Genomic DNA, 16,780 nt, shown 5'->3' on the forward strand with positions numbered 1-16,780 from the left:
GATATACACTGTCGGTCACAAGGAGAATTTGATGAAAAAATACCAGCGTCTGGCGCAACAAATTATCTCGCAGATTGAGCTTGGCGTATGGCTGCCGGGCGATAAGCTGCCTTCGCTGCGAGAGCAGGTGGCGAGCAGCGGCATGAGTTTTATGACCGTTGGCCACGCGTATCAGATGCTGGAAAGTCAGGGGCGCATTGTCGCCAGACCGCAGTCGGGCTATTACGTTGCCTCGCGCCCGACCGCACATCAGCCTGCTCCACCTGCCCAGGTGATACGTGATGAAGTAGTGGATATCAACACCTACATCTTCGACGTCTTACAGGCCAGCCGCGACCCGTCCGTTGTTCCTTTTGCCTCCGCGTTTCCCGATCCCCGACTTTTCCCGCTGCAGCAGCTCAACCGCTCGCTGGCGAACGTCAGCAAAACCGCGACGGCGATGAGCGTGATTGAGAACCTGCCGCCGGGTAACGTCGATCTCCGCCACGCCATTGCCCGTCGCTACGCGCAGCAGGGGATGAACATCTCCCCGGAAGAGATTGTGATCACCGCAGGCGCGCTTGAAGCGCTCAATCTCAGCCTGCAGGCGGTAACCGAGCCGGGCGACTGGGTGATAGTCGAAAACCCGTGTTTCTACGGCGCGCTGCAGGCGCTGGAACGCCTGAAGCTCAAAGCGTTGTCGATTGCGACGGATGTCCGCGAGGGGATTGATCTGAATGCCCTTGAACAGGCGCTGAAGGAGTACCCGGTTAAAGCCTGCTGGATCATGACCAACAGTCAGAACCCGCTTGGCTTCACGCTGAGCGCGGAGAAAAAAGCGCAGCTTGTCGCGCTGTTAACGCAGCACAACGTCACCCTGATTGAAGACGATGTCTACAGCGAGCTCTATTTTGGCCGCGAAAAGCCGCTCCCGGCGAAAGCATGGGATCGTCAGGACATGACGCTGCACTGCTCGTCCTTTTCAAAATGCCTGGTGGCCGGTTTTCGCATCGGCTGGGTTGCGGCAGGAAAACACGCGAGACGCATTCAGCAGCTGCAGCTGATGAGCACGCTCTCCACCAGCTCACCCGTGCAGCTGGCGCTGGTGGATTATCTGGCGACGAAACGCTACGACGCCCATCTGCGCCGCCTGCGGCGTACCCTCGCCGAGCGAAAACAGCAGGCCTGGCAGTCTCTTTTGCGCCATATGCCTGCCGGCGTCAAAATTCACCATAACGACAGCGGCTACTTTTTATGGCTGGAGCTTCCGGCGCAGCTGGATGCGGGTCTGCTCAGCGAAAAAGCCTTAACGCACCACATCAGCATTGCGCCCGGAAAGATGTTTTCCACCTCCGACGCGTGGACACCGTTCTTCCGGTTTAATACCTCCTGGGCCTGGGGAGAGCGAGAAGAGCAGGCGGTCATTCAGTTAGGAAAATTAATTAGCACGATGCTGGAATAAACTTTTCTCCGTTATTTAAATAATCAATTCTTATCCTGATGACGGCGCTGCGAATATTTCGCGGTGCCCTGTCATAGGAAATCTGCATACCGTCTCTCGCGGCTAACTCCTTGTCTATAATCCAGTTAACGGGGAATGCGCCCTCGGTCACACCTTGATGAAATTTCCTGAAGCCGTACGGTGCGGCGCATTTGCGCGGTCTACGTTTAATAAGGGAGATATTTTTACGGCACGGCTGCCGCTAAATTTCATTGCGACAGGAGTAACTCTTATGAGCAAACATTTTGCCCGCAGCAGCCTGTGCGCGCTCGGCATGACTATCATGACAGCGCAAGCCGCAGAACCACCAAAGGCCATCGGCGACGGGGAAGGTCGGCTGGATATTATCGCCTGGCCGGGATACATCGAACGCGGACAGACGGATAAAAATTATGACTGGGTCACCCAGTTTGAAAAAGAGACCGGGTGTGCGGTCAACGTCAAGACGGCGGCCACGTCGGATGAAATGGTCAGCCTGATGGCGAAAGGGGGATATGACCTGGTCACCGCCTCGGGTGACGCCTCCCTGCGCCTGATCATGGGTAAACGCGTTCAGCCCATTAACCCGGACCTCATCCCCAACTGGAAAACGCTCGACGCGCGGATTGTAAAAGGGGAATGGTTTAACGTCGGCGGGAAAGTCTACGGCACGCCGTATCAGTGGGGGCCAAACCTGCTGATGTACAACACCAAAACCTTCCCGACGCCGCCGGACAGCTGGAGCGTGGTCTTTACCAAACAGGATCTGCCGGACGGTAAAACCAATCAGGGACGCGTTCAGGCCTATGACGGCCCGATTTATATCGCCGATGCCGCGCTCTTCGTCAAAGCTACCCAGCCGCAGCTGGGTATCAAAGATCCTTACCAGCTCACCGAAGCACAGTATGCCGCCGTGCTGAAAGTGCTGCGCGACCAGCATGCGCTGATCCACCGCTACTGGCATGACACCACCGTTCAGATGAGCGATTTCAAAAATGAAGGCGTCGTGGCCTCCAGCGCCTGGCCGTATCAGGCGAATGCGCTGAAGGCCGAGAACCAGCCCGTTGCCACCGTCTTCCCGAAAGAGGGGGTGACCGGCTGGGCGGATACCACCATGCTGCATGCGCAGGCAAAACACCCGATGTGCGCCTATAAGTGGATGAACTGGTCGCTGACGCCTAAAGTGCAGGGCGATCTGGCGGCCTGGTTTGGCTCCCTGCCCGTGGTTGCAGAAGGGTGTAAGGCCAGCACGCTGCTGGGTGATAAAGGCTGCGAAACAAACGGTTATAACGAGTTCGACAAAATCATGTTCTGGAAAACCCCCATCGCCGAAGGCGGCAAATTTGTCCCTTACAGCCGCTGGACGCAGGATTACATCGCCATCATGGGCGGTCGTTAATTGCCCGGGAGCAGAACATGACGTACGCGGTAGAGTTTAACAACGTTTCCCGTCTGTACGGCGACGTACGGGCGGTGGATGGGGTCACCATTGCTATTCGTGACGGAGAATTTTTCTCCATGCTGGGGCCTTCGGGCTCCGGCAAAACCACCTGCCTGCGTCTGATAGCGGGTTTTGAGCAGCTGTCAGGCGGCACGATTTCTATCTTCGGTAAAGAGGCGAGCGAACTGCCTCCCTGGGAGCGGGATGTGAACACCGTCTTTCAGGACTACGCGCTGTTCCCGCATATGTCGATCCTCGACAATGTTGCCTACGGGCTGATGGTCAAAGGCATCGACAAGAAAAAACGCCATGCGCAGGCCCGTGATGCCCTGGAAAAAGTGGGCCTGAGCTTTGCCGTTGCCCGCAAACCCTCGCAACTTTCCGGCGGCCAGCGACAGCGTGTCGCCATCGCCCGGGCGCTGGTCAATGAGCCGCGCGTCCTGCTGTTGGATGAGCCCTTAGGTGCGCTTGATCTCAAACTGCGTGAACAGATGCAGTTCGAGCTGAAGAAGCTTCAGCAGGAACTCGGCATCACCTTTATTTTTGTCACCCACGATCAGGGCGAGGCCCTTTCCATGTCAGACCGGGTGGCGGTGTTCAATAACGGGCGCATCGAGCAGGTGGATACCCCGCGCGATCTCTACATGCGTCCGCGCACGCCGTTTGTCGCCGGTTTTGTCGGCACGTCCAACGTCTTTGATGCAGGCCTTGCGCAGAAAATATGCGGCATGGAAGGTAGCTATTCCCTGCGCCCGGAACATATTCGCCTTAATGAGGAGGGAGAGGTTCAGGTTGAGGGCATCGTGCAGGCCGTTCAGTATCAGGGAGCGGCCACGCGGCTGGAGCTGAAGCTCGCAGATGGCGCCAAGCTGCTGGTGAGCCAGGCCAATCTCAGTGAAACCTCGTCGCTGAGCGGCATTGCGCCGGGGCAGGCGGTGATGGCATCGTGGTCACGCGAGGCGATGATTCGCCTGCACGAGGAGAGGTGAAATGTCTATGAGCGTTGCGCATCCTCCCGCCTCGCACGGGCGCTTAAGCCGCATGACGGCGCTGTTCTGGCGTAAACCGTCGCTCGGCCTGTTCCTGCTTCTGCTCGCGCCGCTCATGTGGTTTGGCATCGTCTATTTAGGATCGCTTCTGACCCTGCTGTGGCAAGGTTTTTACACCTTTGACGATTTCACCATGGCCGTCACGCCGGATCTGACCCTGGCGAACATTCAGGCGCTTTTCAACCCGGCAAACTACGACATCATCCTGCGCACGTTAACCATGGCGATTGCGGTGACGATAGCCAGCGCCATCCTGGCATTCCCGATGGCCTGGTACATGGCGCGATACACCCGCGGCAAGTGGAAAGCGTTTTTCTATATCGCCGTGATGCTGCCAATGTGGGCGAGCTACATCGTCAAAGCCTACGCCTGGACGCTGCTGCTGGCGAAGGATGGGGTGGCGCAGTGGTTTCTCAACCATATGGGGCTGGAGCCGATCCTGACCTCACTCCTTACGCTCCCGGCAATTGGCGGCAACACCTTGTCCACCTCCGGGCTGGGACGGTTTCTGGTCTTCGTCTATATCTGGCTGCCGTTTATGATCTTGCCCGTCCAGGCGGCGCTGGAACGCCTGCCTGCCTCGCTACTGCAGGCCTCAGCCGACCTCGGCGCGCGCCCTCGTCAGACCTTTCGCTACGTCGTTCTGCCGCTGGCGATCCCGGGTATTGCCGCGGGCTCAATATTCACCTTTTCCCTGACGCTGGGGGATTTCATCGTTCCACAGCTGGTGGGGCCGCCGGGTTACTTCATCGGTAACATGGTCTACTCGCAGCAGGGTGCCATTGGCAATATGCCCATGGCCGCCGCGTTCACGCTGGTGCCCATCGTGCTGATTTCACTCTATCTGGCGTTCGTGAAACGTCTGGGAGCATTCGATGCACTCTGAACGCGCACCGCTGTTCCTGAAAGTGGCAGCGTGGGGAGGCGTTATCTTCCTGCACTTCCCGCTGCTGATTATCGCGACCTATGCCTTTAATACCGAAGACGCGGCCTTCAGCTTTCCGCCGCAGGGGCTGACGCTGAAGTGGTTCAGCGTGGCGGCGGGGCGCGGCGATATTATTGAATCCGTGACGTTGTCACTTCAGATTGCCGCGCTCTCCACCGCGATTGCCCTTGTGCTTGGCACGCTTGCTGCAGCGGCGCTGTGGCGAAGCGAGTTTTTTGGCAAGAATGCGATCTCGCTGTTGCTGCTGTTGCCGATTGCGTTACCGGGGATCATCACCGGTCTGGCGCTGCTGACGGCATTCAAAACGATTGACCTTGAGCCGGGGTTTTTCACCATCGTGGTGGGACACGCCACCTTTTGCGTGGTGGTGGTGTTTAACAACGTGATTGCCCGGTTCAGACGCACCTCCTGGAGCCTGGTGGAAGCGTCGATGGATCTCGGGGCCGACGGATGGCAAACCTTCCGCTATGTGGTGCTGCCCAATCTGGGTTCCGCGCTGCTGGCCGGGGGAATGCTGGCGTTTGCCCTGTCGTTTGACGAGATAATCGTCACAACGTTTACGGCGGGACACGAGCGCACGTTACCGCTGTGGTTGCTCAATCAGCTCGGTCGTCCGCGCGACGTGCCGGTCACCAACGTCGTAGCACTGCTGGTGATGCTGGTGACAACTATCCCCATTCTGGGAGCCTGGTGGCTAACCCGCGACGGCGAGAATATCGCCGGCAGCGGGAAATAACAGTGAATTCAACAGGAAAATGCTATGCAAACACAACTGCTGATAGAGGGAAAACTGGTAACCGGAGAGGGAGAAAAACAGCCGGTCTATAACCCGGCCACTGGAGAACTCCTGCTGGAGATTGCTGAGGCGTCAGCGGCTCAGGTCGACGCGGCGGTTCAGGCGGCCGACCGTGCTTTTGTGGAGTGGGGACAAACCACGCCGAAGACCCGCGCCGAGTACCTGCTGAAGCTGGCGGATGCGATTGAAGCGCATGGGGAGGACTTTGCCCGGCTCGAATCCCTCAACTGCGGCAAGCCGCTGCACTGTGCTCTGGGAGATGAAATTCCGGCGGTGGTCGACGTTTTCCGTTTCTTTGCCGGGGCCGCCCGCTGTCTGAACGGGCTGGCCGCCGGGGAGTACCTTGACGGTCACACGTCGATGATCCGCCGCGATCCGGTGGGCGTGGTTGCCTCTATTGCCCCCTGGAACTATCCGCTGATGATGGCGGCCTGGAAGCTGGCACCCGCGCTGGCGGCTGGGAACTGCGTGGTGATTAAGCCCTCAGAGATCACGCCGCTGACCGCGCTGAAGCTGGGAGAGCTGGCAAAAGATATCTTCCCGGCAGGCGTTCTGAACGTCCTGTTTGGCCGGGGGAAAACGGTCGGTGACCCGCTTACCGGGCATGAAAAGGTCCGTATGGTTTCGCTGACCGGTTCGATTGCTACCGGGGAACATATCATCGGCCATACCGCGTCCTCCATTAAACGCACCCACATGGAGCTGGGCGGTAAAGCGCCGGTTATCGTCTTTGATGATGCCGACCTGGATGCGGTTGTCGAAGGGGTGCGGACGTTTGGTTTCTACAATGCCGGACAGGACTGTACGGCGGCCTGCCGTATTTATGCCCAGAAGGGCATCTATGCCGCGCTGGTGGAAAAGCTGGGCGCAGCGGTAGCCAGCCTTAAAATGGGTGCGCCGGAGGATGCCTCGACCGAACTGGGGCCGCTCAGCTCGGCCGCCCATCTTTCACGCGTCTGTCAGGCCGTCGATGAGGCGAAAGCACTCGGTCATATCCGCGTTGTCACCGGCGGGAGCAAAAAAGAGGGGGCAGGCTACTACTTCCAGCCAACCCTGCTGGCGGGGGCAAAACAGGACGACGCCATCGTTCAGCGGGAGGTGTTTGGCCCGGTGGTGAGCGTCACCGAATTTGACGACGAGGCGCAGGTGCTGGCCTGGGCGAACGATTCGCAGTATGGCCTGGCGTCATCTGTCTGGACCAAAGACGTGGGCCGCGCCCATCGCCTGAGCGCGCGCCTGCAGTACGGCTGCACCTGGGTGAATACCCATTTTATGCTGGTGAGCGAAATGCCGCACGGGGGCATGAAATTATCCGGCTACGGCAAAGATATGTCGGTCTACGGGCTTGAGGATTATACGGTCGTGCGGCATGTCATGATCAAACACTAAGTCCGCCCTGCCTGGCCGCATGCGCGGCCAGGCGTTTCCCGCGCCCGCCATGAGTGTTACGCAAGATACTCAGTTGTTATTATCCGTAATCTTTAAGTGGTTATTCTGTAACGAAAAAACTTGATCTGTATCAACATATGACGCATATTGCGTGCGGTTATTTTTTCGGCTCTGGTATACAGAATGACGTTGTATCAAAAGATGTTGGTTTTTTACGCAATCATGGCTTCCATCTGCGCATTAATTACCTGGTTCCTCTCTAAAGACCGCAAACGTATCCGCCTGCTCAGCGCTTTTCTGGTGGGGTCAACCTGGCCAATGAGCTTTCCCGTTGCGCTGCTGGTCTCGCTTTTCTGAAGCACGCTTCCATTTTTAAAAGATGAATATGGCATTCCCGATACGCTAACTGTATAAATACACAGTGCATCGTAAAAGGAGTGCTTATGAACAGTTTTTACTCGCAGCAGGCCGGTTGTACCGTGCGCTGGCATGACCTGCCCGGCACCGGCGATCCCGTGGTGTTCATTCACGGGCTGGGCTGCGCCTCTTCCTATGAATATCCCCGTGTCGTTCATGACCCGCTGTTTGGCGCGCGCAGAGCGATCCTCATCGACTTGCCCGGCAGCGGCTACAGCGACAAGCCTGAACACTACAGCTATAAAACCACCGACCAGGCCCACGTTGTGGCGGAGCTGATTGACCACCTTAAGCTGGATGCCTTCTGGTTATACGGCCACAGCATGGGCGGCAGCATTGCTATCGAAACGGCGGGGTTGCTGGCGTCGCGCGTGAAGGGGCTGATGGTGTCAGAGCCCAATTTTCATGCGGGTGGGGGGATGTTTAGCCGGTCTATTGCAGCGCAAACTGAGCAGCAGTTTCTGAACCAGGGCTATGACGCCATGCTCAGTGCGGAAAAAACGGCGTGGGCAGGGTGTCTGCAGAGCAATGCGCCATATGCCGTCTGGCGGGGCGCATCGAGCCTGGTGGCGGGCGTTGAGCCCGAATGGGAAGCGCAGTTCCTGTCACTTCCTTGCCCGGTAACGTTGATTTTCGGCGAGCTGTCTCTGCCGGATGACGATGTGGACAATCTGAAGCAAAAGGGCGTTGAGGTAAAAATTATCCCTGCGGCGGGGCATTCGATGTCGTGGGAGAATCCGTCTGCGCTGGCACAGACGTTAGCCGGGTGTATGACGGAGTGATGTGCGCAAAAGTTTCGCCCGGCGGCGCTACGCTTGCACCGTTGCGAAATGTAGGCCGGGTAAGCGCAACGCTACCCGGCAAGAAATGCGGCTACATTGTTAATCAGCGTTCAGCGTAATAACGCGTACAAGGCCTGACGAGCGTCAGGCTGAACATCATGCGGATGCTGGTAATCAATGTTCTCTATCGCGCGGCTATAGAGGGCGACCAGCCAGTCGTAAACGTATGCGGTGGCCGCATGCACAGGCTGTTCCCCCAGGCGCGTCAATCGAGGCTCCGCGCTGCTGACCACTGGCGTGACGAAGATTGCCTGCCCCTTGCGGATGCGGCTTGCCGGACGTGTAGCCACGGGCGTCTGGTCGTAACCCAGCCAGCCAATGAAATTGCCCATCACGGCATGCAGTTGCGCAGCGCTGCTTTTATCCGCTTCGACAATGCGCTGAAGCTGTTGAGGCAGATTAAGCCGGTAGCTGGTGACCACCAGCACATCCGCGATTTGCTGTAATACCGCAGGATCCAGCCCGAGGCGCGCGGCCGTGGCCTCATTGCGGCTCCACTGACGCAGGTGATTTATCCAGACTCTGTGCGCCAGGCGCGCTTTGTCTTTTGTCTGGAACAGACCGGTGCTTTCCTGCGCGTTCTCGGCAAACAGGTCAATAGTGTCCGTAAACAGCCCGTTCACCTGCTCCTCGCGCGGCTGCTGAACGGCAAGCAGCGTTTCATAGGCTTTCAGCGGCGGCAGGAGGCCTTCAAGCAGTTCGCCGTGGCGGGCGGCGCTGCTTTGCAGCGTGCGCACCATGCTTTCGGCCTGAGCGCGTCTTTTCCCCGGCTCTTCAACCAGCGGCGCCAGATAGCTTTGCATCAGCGATGAGAGCTCCTGTCGCAGCAAGCCTTTCAGCGTGCCGAGACGCTTCTGTCGCTGGGCGGGTAACGTGGCCTGAGACAGCCATTCGATGACGCGCTGCATGCTGTGGCTGTCCAGCGCCTGCAGCGTGCCCCAGCGTAAACCCGGCTTTCCGAGCAGATGCTGTACGGCTTCATCGAGATTCTGCCGGGTGGTAAAGCGGGCGTCGTGTGGCGTAATCGCCCATACCAGCCCCGGCAGGGCAGATTCTTCAGCAGGCTGCGTCTCCTTGACCCAGTTCATCAGCACTTTTGCTTTTTTGGCCGTCTGCTCGTGCTGCGCCGTCGCATTGCAAATCACCAGCACATCCGGCTGAAGCTGTTGACGGTAATGCTCAAGCAGCCACTGGGACTTCGCCTGGCGTAGCGGGTCGGCACGGTTATCTTCAAAAACAGGAATATCAATAATATCGACGTTATCCAGCGCGCCGTTCTCAACCGGCAGCACCAGCTCGCGGGTCAGGAAGGCCAGCACGTCGACGGGGATGCTGATGGCGTTAAGCATTTCACCGCTATTTAGCGGATGAAGCAGCGTCTCCTGCGCGTCCTGAAGATCTAACGTGCCGTCGTGCGTCAGGAACCCTTCACCCGGCAGGCCAAAGCTGTCCACCAGCAGGCTAAGCGGGGCAGCAAGCTCGCCGGCATGGCTGGTCTGGTGCAGCACATGGGCCAGTTTTAACCACTGCTGGGTTAACTCCTGCTGCTCGCCCCACAGCAGCGACCAGACGCTGGCCCGCGTGCTGAGATCGAGAGAAGGCACCAGCCGGGCGAACTCATGCCACAGGGCATCATCAATTTGCTGCTTAGCGGTGGGTACGGTGCTTTGCCAGAAGCGGGCTATCGTACCCACTTCCTGAGCCGTGATGCCGGGCACGCCCTGCGGCTGGCGCAGCCCGCGCCATTTCTCCAGACGTGTCTCAATGACCGCCTTATCCACCGCGCGCATCTGCGGATGCAGCGTCGTGCGGGCAATAAACAGCTGTACCAGCTCGGCCTCGGTGACCAGGCTCAGACGCAGCGGGAACGCCTCATCCGCCACCTCCGGGCTTTCCGGCGTGAAGCGGACGGCCATGTTGGTGAGGGCATGTCCCGGATTGATATGCGAAAAATAGTCAAAGGTGCGCTGGCCCGGCGTCACGTTCAGGCGTCCATTACCGCTGCCGCACAGGGACAACAGCAGATGGGCTTTCGCGCTCTGTGAATGACCGTAAAGCCCAATGCTGCTCTGGCGGGTCATGGCGCGTTCAATGGCCTGCTCCCGCGCCTGCGCCGCGTTGATGCGAGCAAGCAGGGCGTCGGCATCGTTATCCAGCACAGGGGCGTTCAGGCGCGTCTCATTAATCCACCCGATTAAGGCCTGAGTGGTTGTCGTCGTCGCTGTCATTTCAGGTATACGCTCCCGCTGTCGATCCAGTAGTGGCTACCGCTGTGTCGGCGATCGGCCAAAGTATTCAGTTTGAAGGTTAATGCGTCAGGGGCAACCGGCGTGCCGTCCTGCAGCCAGGCATCGCTCAGCTCGAAGGCCTCAGGACCTTCCTGCTTGCTGCCGCCGCAGAGCTTCAGCCGCACGTTCAGCACGCCGTCACCGGCAATGGCTTTCGCCAGTTCAGCCGAGTTGATGCTGAGCGTGTAGAGCGGCGTGGCGGGCCAGCGCGCGTTCGCCAGCTGGCGGAAGCCGAGGGTAACGTTACCGCGCAGCGGGAAGTGCAGACGCGCGTCGAGCTTCGCGCCCGGCTTATCGAGGTCGATATCCTGATACCAGACGTTTTCCTCGCGCAGGGTATTAACGGTGTTATCCAGCACGCCGAGATACCGCACGGTTGAATACGCACCAATGTCTGCGGCTTTAAAGTTGAAGCGCGGCAGACGCAGGTCGAGCGCCAGGCTGCAGAGCATGGCCCCCACCGCGGCCGTTGATTTCGGGTTGCCAATGCGCCCCTGCTGGCTGAACGGATACCACTCGTGCACCTGGTATTTATCCAGCCAGACGATGCGGTTGACCGGCACCGGCTGCAGATGACGAATCAGCGCCTGAACGCCAGGCAGGCAGCCGGGGCGTCCGGTGATCAGCAGAATATCGCAGCTGTAATGGGATATCGCCTCGCACACCGCGTGGAGCGGCGAGGCCAGCGTAAATTGCCCGGCCAGCATCGCATCCTGCATTTCGCGGAAGTTCACGTGCAGCGGCACGGCGAACAGGTCAAACGCGTCTGAACCCGCAGGCAGGGCATGATCGATCGCCTGCTGCAGATAATTCATTACGTTGCGGGTCGGTTTCTGCGGCAGGAGATCGCCAAAGGTGGCATGCAGACCGGCCAGCGGATCGTCAACGTCGCTCGATTCCCACGCGGCAAGAATAGCGTGGCCAATCGGCATAAACAGCTGAAGCGCCGTTTGCTGGCGGAGTACGGCCTGGGTGTCTATGCGCCCGGAGTCACCAAACAGCGACGCCATCAGCAGCGAGGCGTCCGCGATACCGGATTTTTGCAGCTGCGTTTGCAGGGCAGGCAACACGTAGCGCTGAATCACGTCCAGAAGCGTATCGTCGCCCGCGACTTTAAAACCTTCACGGAACAGCAGCTGCGGGGTGATCTTGACGTTATTGCCGGAACCGTCATCCAGCTGATAATGGGTGATCGCCATATCCGTTGTGCCGCCGCCGATGTCGATGGAGGCAACGCGCAGCGCGCGGCCCGGCTGGTTACCCGGCTCAGGCTCACGGTCCGGGCGGGCCAGGGAGGCGAAGAAGGCTTCGGTCTGACCGCCAAAGCGGGAGATCGCTTCGTTATACAGCCAGACCAGCTGACCGCAGCTGGCTTCATCCCACTCCATCTGGATTTCAGGAACCGGCACCACGCTTTTATCCTGCTGTTTGCGGGTGACAAAATCCTCATCCTGCGGGTGCCAGCCCATCGCTTTCCAGACGATGGCGATGGCTTCAAACATGCGGCGACGGAAAATCTCGCGCTCCTGCTTTGGCATGGCCGAGGGCAGGGTCAGGATCAGGGTGCGTAGCTGGCGCGGTGACGCGGGGAAGCCCAGACGCAGGCGCGTGGCGACGCTGTTGATCTGCCCCAGCGCCTGCGCCAGCAGCTCGCACAGCATGTGCGTCATCAGCGTACTGCGGCTGTACTGCGGCGAGAAGACCGGCAGCCGCTCGTCCTGCGGCAGCGTGAAGAGCGGTTCGCCGTCATCGTTCATCAGGTTCATCAGCGGAAACGCGGTGGCAAGCGGCTCACGCTGGGTTTTGCTGTTCATCTGGCTAAAGCGCCAGTCCTGCACGACTGGCGTTTCATCCCACAGGTAGCGACGCGGGCTGGAGATGCCGCTGTTGCCTTCGGTCCCAAGACGCTGCATCGCCAGCTTGCGGGCTTCATCGCCCACGCGAACAATCGACGGCCAGACAAAGGCATCTTCGCGACCGCTTTCAACCGAGAAGTGCTGTTTGCCAAAGCGCGCTTCCGAAAACTCGAGACGGCTGGTAAACAGCGGCGCATTCAGGAACTGCGGCTCGCTTAATGAGCGTACCTGCAGCTCGGCGGTCTGGCGCAGGCCATCGTTCGCATCGCCGTGGTCTTCGATAATGACGCCGCAGGTGTGGGTATTGCCCACGTCGAGGATCAGGTCGACCGGAATGGCAGGCGTGCTGAGCGTATGGGTAACAAATTTCACTTCCGGCACGGTAAGCTGTTCACCGAGCATGGTCAGCAGGTTAAGCCAGTGGGCCTGATATTCAAACCCGCGCATCGCTTGCTGGAGATCGCGTTCTGAGCGGTTTTCAACGCCGTCGGCATACTGGGTAAAGGCCTCGCGCAGCCAGCCGTCAATCCAGGTCTGGTCGAGGAAACTTTCAACTTCGTTGTCTCGCCAGGCCAGCGCGAATCGGGTCCCGTTCAGAATATCGTTTTCAACCGGGGACAGGGCGGACGTGGCGTGTTCTGCAATCTGGCTGTCAAGGGCGAGCGTGACGCGGTGCGTATTGCCTGCCGTATCGGGTGTATCCAGCCTGCGCACCTGAACGCGGGCCCAGTTATCCGGCCCCTCAACAAAGGTTCGCGGCGGGTTGAAGCGCAGGAACGGAACCGGAAGCCAGACGCCGTCCAGCACCGCCAGGGACTGATGCAGCGGGATGGTGGTTTCCGGTTTAACCACTTCAGGCTGACCACCGTTCGTTCCCGGCACGGTATAGCGCCCGTTAACCAGGTCGAAATCGAGCCGCAGCAGCGGGCCGTTCGCGGTTTTACGTACGAAGCGCCCGTTGCTGGCGGTGTCCTGCGGCGTCAGACCGAAATCAAGGAACTGCACGCCGCTGTTGGCAATAAGCGTGACGCTTTGTTTATAGTCGCAAAGATTAACCAGCATAGGATCAGGCACCTGCTTTCTTGAACGTCAGGGGAACGACGGTATTGGCATCATAACGGGCGCGACATTCTGCGATATCGCTGGCGCCTGCTTTACAGGCAACCTCCGGCATCGGGTAGCGGGAGCCGTCGGTGCAGCGGGCAGTACCGCGACTTTTAATCATCAGCTCGCCGTTGCTGTGCAGGCCGGAGAAGACCTCCGCGCGGCAGACAACGTTGTCGCCATGGACAACCCGGGCGAAGCCCTTATTGTTCTGGATCTGATAGCGCATTGACGGCGGCTTGCCGGTGACTGGATCTTTCACGTCCAGAACCGCACGCCAGGTGCCGTTCAGGAAACGCGTCGATCCCGCTTTCACCTGATTCGCTTCCATCACCATGGCATCTTTCGGGATGGCGACAATCACCACCGGGGCAGGCTGTGGCGCAGGCGCCAGAGCAGGCTCTTTTTCTTTGCTTGCCAGGACCTCTGCCTGATGCAGCGGTAATTTCATGGCCAGCGGCTCAACCGCTTTGATCGGCTTTGGCGCAATCTCTACGGGCTGGGGGGCGGGCACCGGGGCGGGCTCAGCGGAAGGCGACTGTTTTGGCCACAGCAGCGGTGCGGCAATGGCGGCAACGATCGCGACGGCAACCGGCAGCGTCCACAGGGGAACGCGGCGCTTTTTCGCGACGATCGGCACAGCCGGTTCCTGAACGGGTTGCGCAACGGCCGGGGCCGGCTCTGGCTCATACAGATCTTCCGGCGTGATGCGCACCACCGTGGAAGGGGCGATCAGCGGCTCGTCGGCGTGTTCAAATGCTACAACCGGTTCTGGCTCAGGCTCGGGTTCAGGATCTTCAATCACAACGGGGGCGGGCTCAGGGACCAGCGATTCACGCAGGCAGTCGAGAACATCGTCGCGCGCATTCTCGTTCAGGTTGACGAACCCCCAGAAGCTGATGACCGGCTTTCCGTCCACCAGGAAGAGGAAGTTTTCACCCGGGAACTGAAACGCCTTCGACAGCAGAGAACCAAAAAGCTGCTGCGCGGTTTTGGGCGACAGGAGGCATTTCTTGCTTAACGACTCAACGCTGGCTAGCGTGTTTTCCAGGTAGCGCAGGGCGCGATAACGGTCATCTTCATCGGCCGCTTTCCAGCTGGTTACGCTCCCTTCAACGGGGGAATACCAGTCCACGCGGTCACCGCTGTCGTTGACCTGCGGAATAGCCAGACAGTCGACGATGGCCTGTTGTTTGCGCAACCGGAGCGCTTCCCGGATTTGTAACGCTGATTCAAAAACGGCTTGTCCGCCGCCGCCCACGGCCTGAAAGTCATCCAGGTTACCGCTGCGTAAAAGAGTTTTTGCCACGATTTGATCCCATATACTTCTTCACACCGTTACTTTAACGAAACGAGGAAGCAACCAAACGGGGGAAGAGACGCTAAAAGGACCGATTTCTTGCGGCATAGAAAGTGACGGTTGTGCTTGACGAATAATGGCCCTTAAGGCAAATCACCTTTTCGGGCGCTGGCTGTTAAAACAGCAAAAAACGCGGCTTTAGAATAACCTGATAGTGTTTCGTTATTTGCCAGGTCATATCGCCTGTGCTGTTATTACTGTCTTATATAATAAAACTGTCAGGGTTATAACCATGTCTACAGGGAAAACACTGCTCGCCCTTGCGCTGAGCGCGCTGTTACCGGCCGGTGCCGCATGGGCGGCAAACAACGACACCCTTATTTACTGTTCTGAAGCGTCCCCCGAGTCCTTCAACCCGCAAATCGCCAGCTCTGGCCCGTCTTTTGTGGCCAGCTCTCAGGTACTGTACAACCGCCTGATCAACTTTGACCCGGTGAAAAACACCCCGGTCCCGTCGCTGGCGGAGTCCTGGACGATTTCGCCTGACGGCAAGACCTATACCTTTGCCCTGCGCAAAGGGGTGAAGTTCAACAGCAATAAATACTTCAAACCGACGCGCGATTTTAACGCCGATGACGTTATTTTCTCGGTTCTGCGTCAGAAAGACCCTAAACACCCTTATCACAACGTGTCGCAGGGCAACTACGAATACTTTAACGACGTCGGGCTCGATAAGCTGATTCAGGACGTGAAAAAGGTCGACGACTATCACGTTCAGTTCACCCTCAGCGAGCCTAACGCCGCGTTTCTGGCCGACTGGGGGATGGATTTCGCCTCGATTCTTTCCGCCGAATACGCCGACGCGATGCTGAAAAAAGGCACGCCTGAAAACGTGGACACCTGGCCGATTGGCACCGGGCCTTATGTCCTGCAGCAGTACAAGGTGGATTCGCTGATTCGCTACGTCGCTAACCCGAACTACTGGGAAGGCGAGGTGCCGACGAAGCATCTCATCTTCTCCATCACGCCGAATGTGGAAACCCGTCTGGCGAAGCTGCAGACCAACGAGTGCCAGATTATTCCTGCACCGTCCCCGGTTCAGTTTGACGCCATCAAGAACAACAAAGACCTGACGCTGCACTCGGTCGATGCGCTAAACGTCGGCTATCTGGCGTTTAACACCGAGAAAAAACCGTTTGATAACGTGCTGGTGCGCCAGGCGCTTAACTACGCGACCGACAAGAAGGCTATCGTCAATGCGGTCTTTATGGGTTCCGGTACGGTGGCAAAATCGCCGATCCCGCCAAATATGCTGGGCTTTAATAAAGACCTGAAGGACTACAGCTACGATCCTGAAAAAGCGAAAGCGCTGCTGAAGCAGGCGGGGCTGGAGAAGGGGGCGGAAGTCACGCTGTGGTCAATGCCGGTTCAGCGTCCGTACAACCCGAACTCGCGTCGTATCGCGGAGATGATCCAGAGCGACTGGGCGAAAGTCGGCGTGAAGGCCAAAATTGTCTCTTACGAGTGGGGGGAATATCTCTCCGGAATGCGTAAAGGCGAACATGACTCCGCGCTGTTTGGCTGGATGTCCGATAACGGCGACCCGGACAACTTTGCCGACGTGCTGCTGGGCTGCAACAGCATTAAAACCGGATCCAACGCCGCGCGCTGGTGCGATAAGGGTTATGATGATCTGGTGCAAAAAGCGAAGCTGACCAGCAGCCCGGCCGAGCGCGCGAAACTCTACGGCCAGGCGCAGGAGATCTTCTACCAGCAGGCGCCGTGGATCGCACTGGCAAACGGGAAAACGTTCTATGCGACCCGCAGCAACGTGACCGGATACAGCGTGAGCCTGATGGGCAGCGATTTCTCTAAGGCGAAGCTGAACTAAGC

The 16,780-nt window shown here is 58.6% G+C and carries 12 protein-coding genes; 9 read left to right on the forward strand and 3 right to left on the reverse strand.

Annotated features, from left to right (window positions below; all coding sequences use genetic code 11):
• Window positions 1-31: 31 nt before the first annotated feature.
• The 8 genes from FOY96_RS09770 (at window position 32) to FOY96_RS09805 (ending at window position 8,279) form a co-directional block, all read left to right on the forward strand.
• A complete protein-coding gene (locus FOY96_RS09770) occupies window positions 32-1,441 on the forward strand; it encodes an aminotransferase-like domain-containing protein (RefSeq protein ID WP_143346921.1) in 1,410 nt (469 codons plus the stop codon).
• Between the two features lie 271 nt (window positions 1,442-1,712).
• The gene (gene ydcS, locus FOY96_RS09775; protein ID WP_109844060.1) at window positions 1,713-2,858 is read left to right on the forward strand and encodes a putative ABC transporter substrate-binding protein YdcS; all 1,146 of its coding nucleotides are present in this window, start codon (window positions 1,713-1,715) and stop codon (window positions 2,856-2,858) included.
• 17 nt (window positions 2,859-2,875) lie between these two features.
• Window positions 2,876-3,889 (forward strand): ABC transporter ATP-binding protein, encoded by a 1,014-nt coding sequence (locus FOY96_RS09780; RefSeq protein ID WP_143346922.1) that lies wholly within the window; start codon window positions 2,876-2,878, stop codon window positions 3,887-3,889.
• 1 nt (window position 3,890) lies between these two features.
• Complete coding sequence (locus tag FOY96_RS09785; RefSeq protein ID WP_023311994.1) at window positions 3,891-4,835, forward strand: ABC transporter permease; 945 nt, start codon at window positions 3,891-3,893, stop codon at window positions 4,833-4,835.
• The gene (locus tag FOY96_RS09790; protein WP_029741505.1) at window positions 4,825-5,631 is read left to right on the forward strand and encodes an ABC transporter permease; all 807 of its coding nucleotides are present in this window, start codon (window positions 4,825-4,827) and stop codon (window positions 5,629-5,631) included. Before FOY96_RS09785 ends, FOY96_RS09790 begins: the two co-directional genes overlap by 11 nt.
• 24 nt (window positions 5,632-5,655) lie before the next feature.
• Window positions 5,656-7,080 carry an aminobutyraldehyde dehydrogenase gene (gene patD, locus FOY96_RS09795; protein WP_143346923.1) on the forward strand — a complete coding sequence of 475 codons (1,425 nt, stop codon included), beginning with the start codon at window positions 5,656-5,658 and terminating at the stop codon, window positions 7,078-7,080.
• 183 nt (window positions 7,081-7,263) lie between these two features.
• A complete protein-coding gene (locus tag FOY96_RS09800) occupies window positions 7,264-7,437 on the forward strand; it encodes a GhoT/OrtT family toxin (protein ID WP_013096478.1) in 174 nt (57 codons plus the stop codon).
• An 86-nt stretch (window positions 7,438-7,523) separates the two neighbouring features.
• Window positions 7,524-8,279 carry an alpha/beta fold hydrolase gene (locus FOY96_RS09805; RefSeq protein WP_143346924.1) on the forward strand — a complete coding sequence of 252 codons (756 nt, stop codon included), beginning with the start codon at window positions 7,524-7,526 and terminating at the stop codon, window positions 8,277-8,279.
• Window positions 8,280-8,389: 110 nt separating this feature from the next.
• Here the strand turns inward: FOY96_RS09805 and FOY96_RS09810 are convergent, their stop codons facing one another.
• Genes FOY96_RS09810 through FOY96_RS09820 form a run of 3 tightly spaced genes read right to left on the reverse strand, consistent with a single transcriptional unit; the run spans window position 8,390 to window position 14,896 of the window.
• The gene (locus FOY96_RS09810; RefSeq protein ID WP_143346926.1) at window positions 8,390-10,567 is read right to left on the reverse strand and encodes a virulence factor SrfC family protein; all 2,178 of its coding nucleotides are present in this window, start codon (window positions 10,565-10,567) and stop codon (window positions 8,390-8,392) included.
• The gene (locus FOY96_RS09815) at window positions 10,564-13,545 is read right to left on the reverse strand and encodes a virulence factor SrfB (protein WP_096151119.1); all 2,982 of its coding nucleotides are present in this window, start codon (window positions 13,543-13,545) and stop codon (window positions 10,564-10,566) included. Before FOY96_RS09815 ends, FOY96_RS09810 begins: the two co-directional genes overlap by 4 nt.
• Window positions 13,546-13,549: 4 nt before the next feature.
• A complete protein-coding gene (locus tag FOY96_RS09820; RefSeq protein ID WP_143346927.1) occupies window positions 13,550-14,896 on the reverse strand; it encodes an SrfA family protein in 1,347 nt (448 codons plus the stop codon).
• A 283-nt stretch (window positions 14,897-15,179) separates the two neighbouring features.
• Here FOY96_RS09820 and FOY96_RS09825 point away from each other — a divergent pair, with 283 nt between their 5' ends.
• Window positions 15,180-16,778: an ABC transporter substrate-binding protein gene (locus tag FOY96_RS09825; protein ID WP_032656839.1), complete on the forward strand. Its 1,599-nt coding sequence runs from the start codon at window positions 15,180-15,182 to the stop codon at window positions 16,776-16,778.
• The last annotated feature ends 2 nt before the right edge of the window (window positions 16,779-16,780 follow it).

The sequence above is a fragment of the Enterobacter asburiae genome (assembly GCF_007035645.1).
Classification (GTDB): Bacteria; Pseudomonadota; Gammaproteobacteria; order Enterobacterales; family Enterobacteriaceae; genus Enterobacter; species Enterobacter asburiae_B.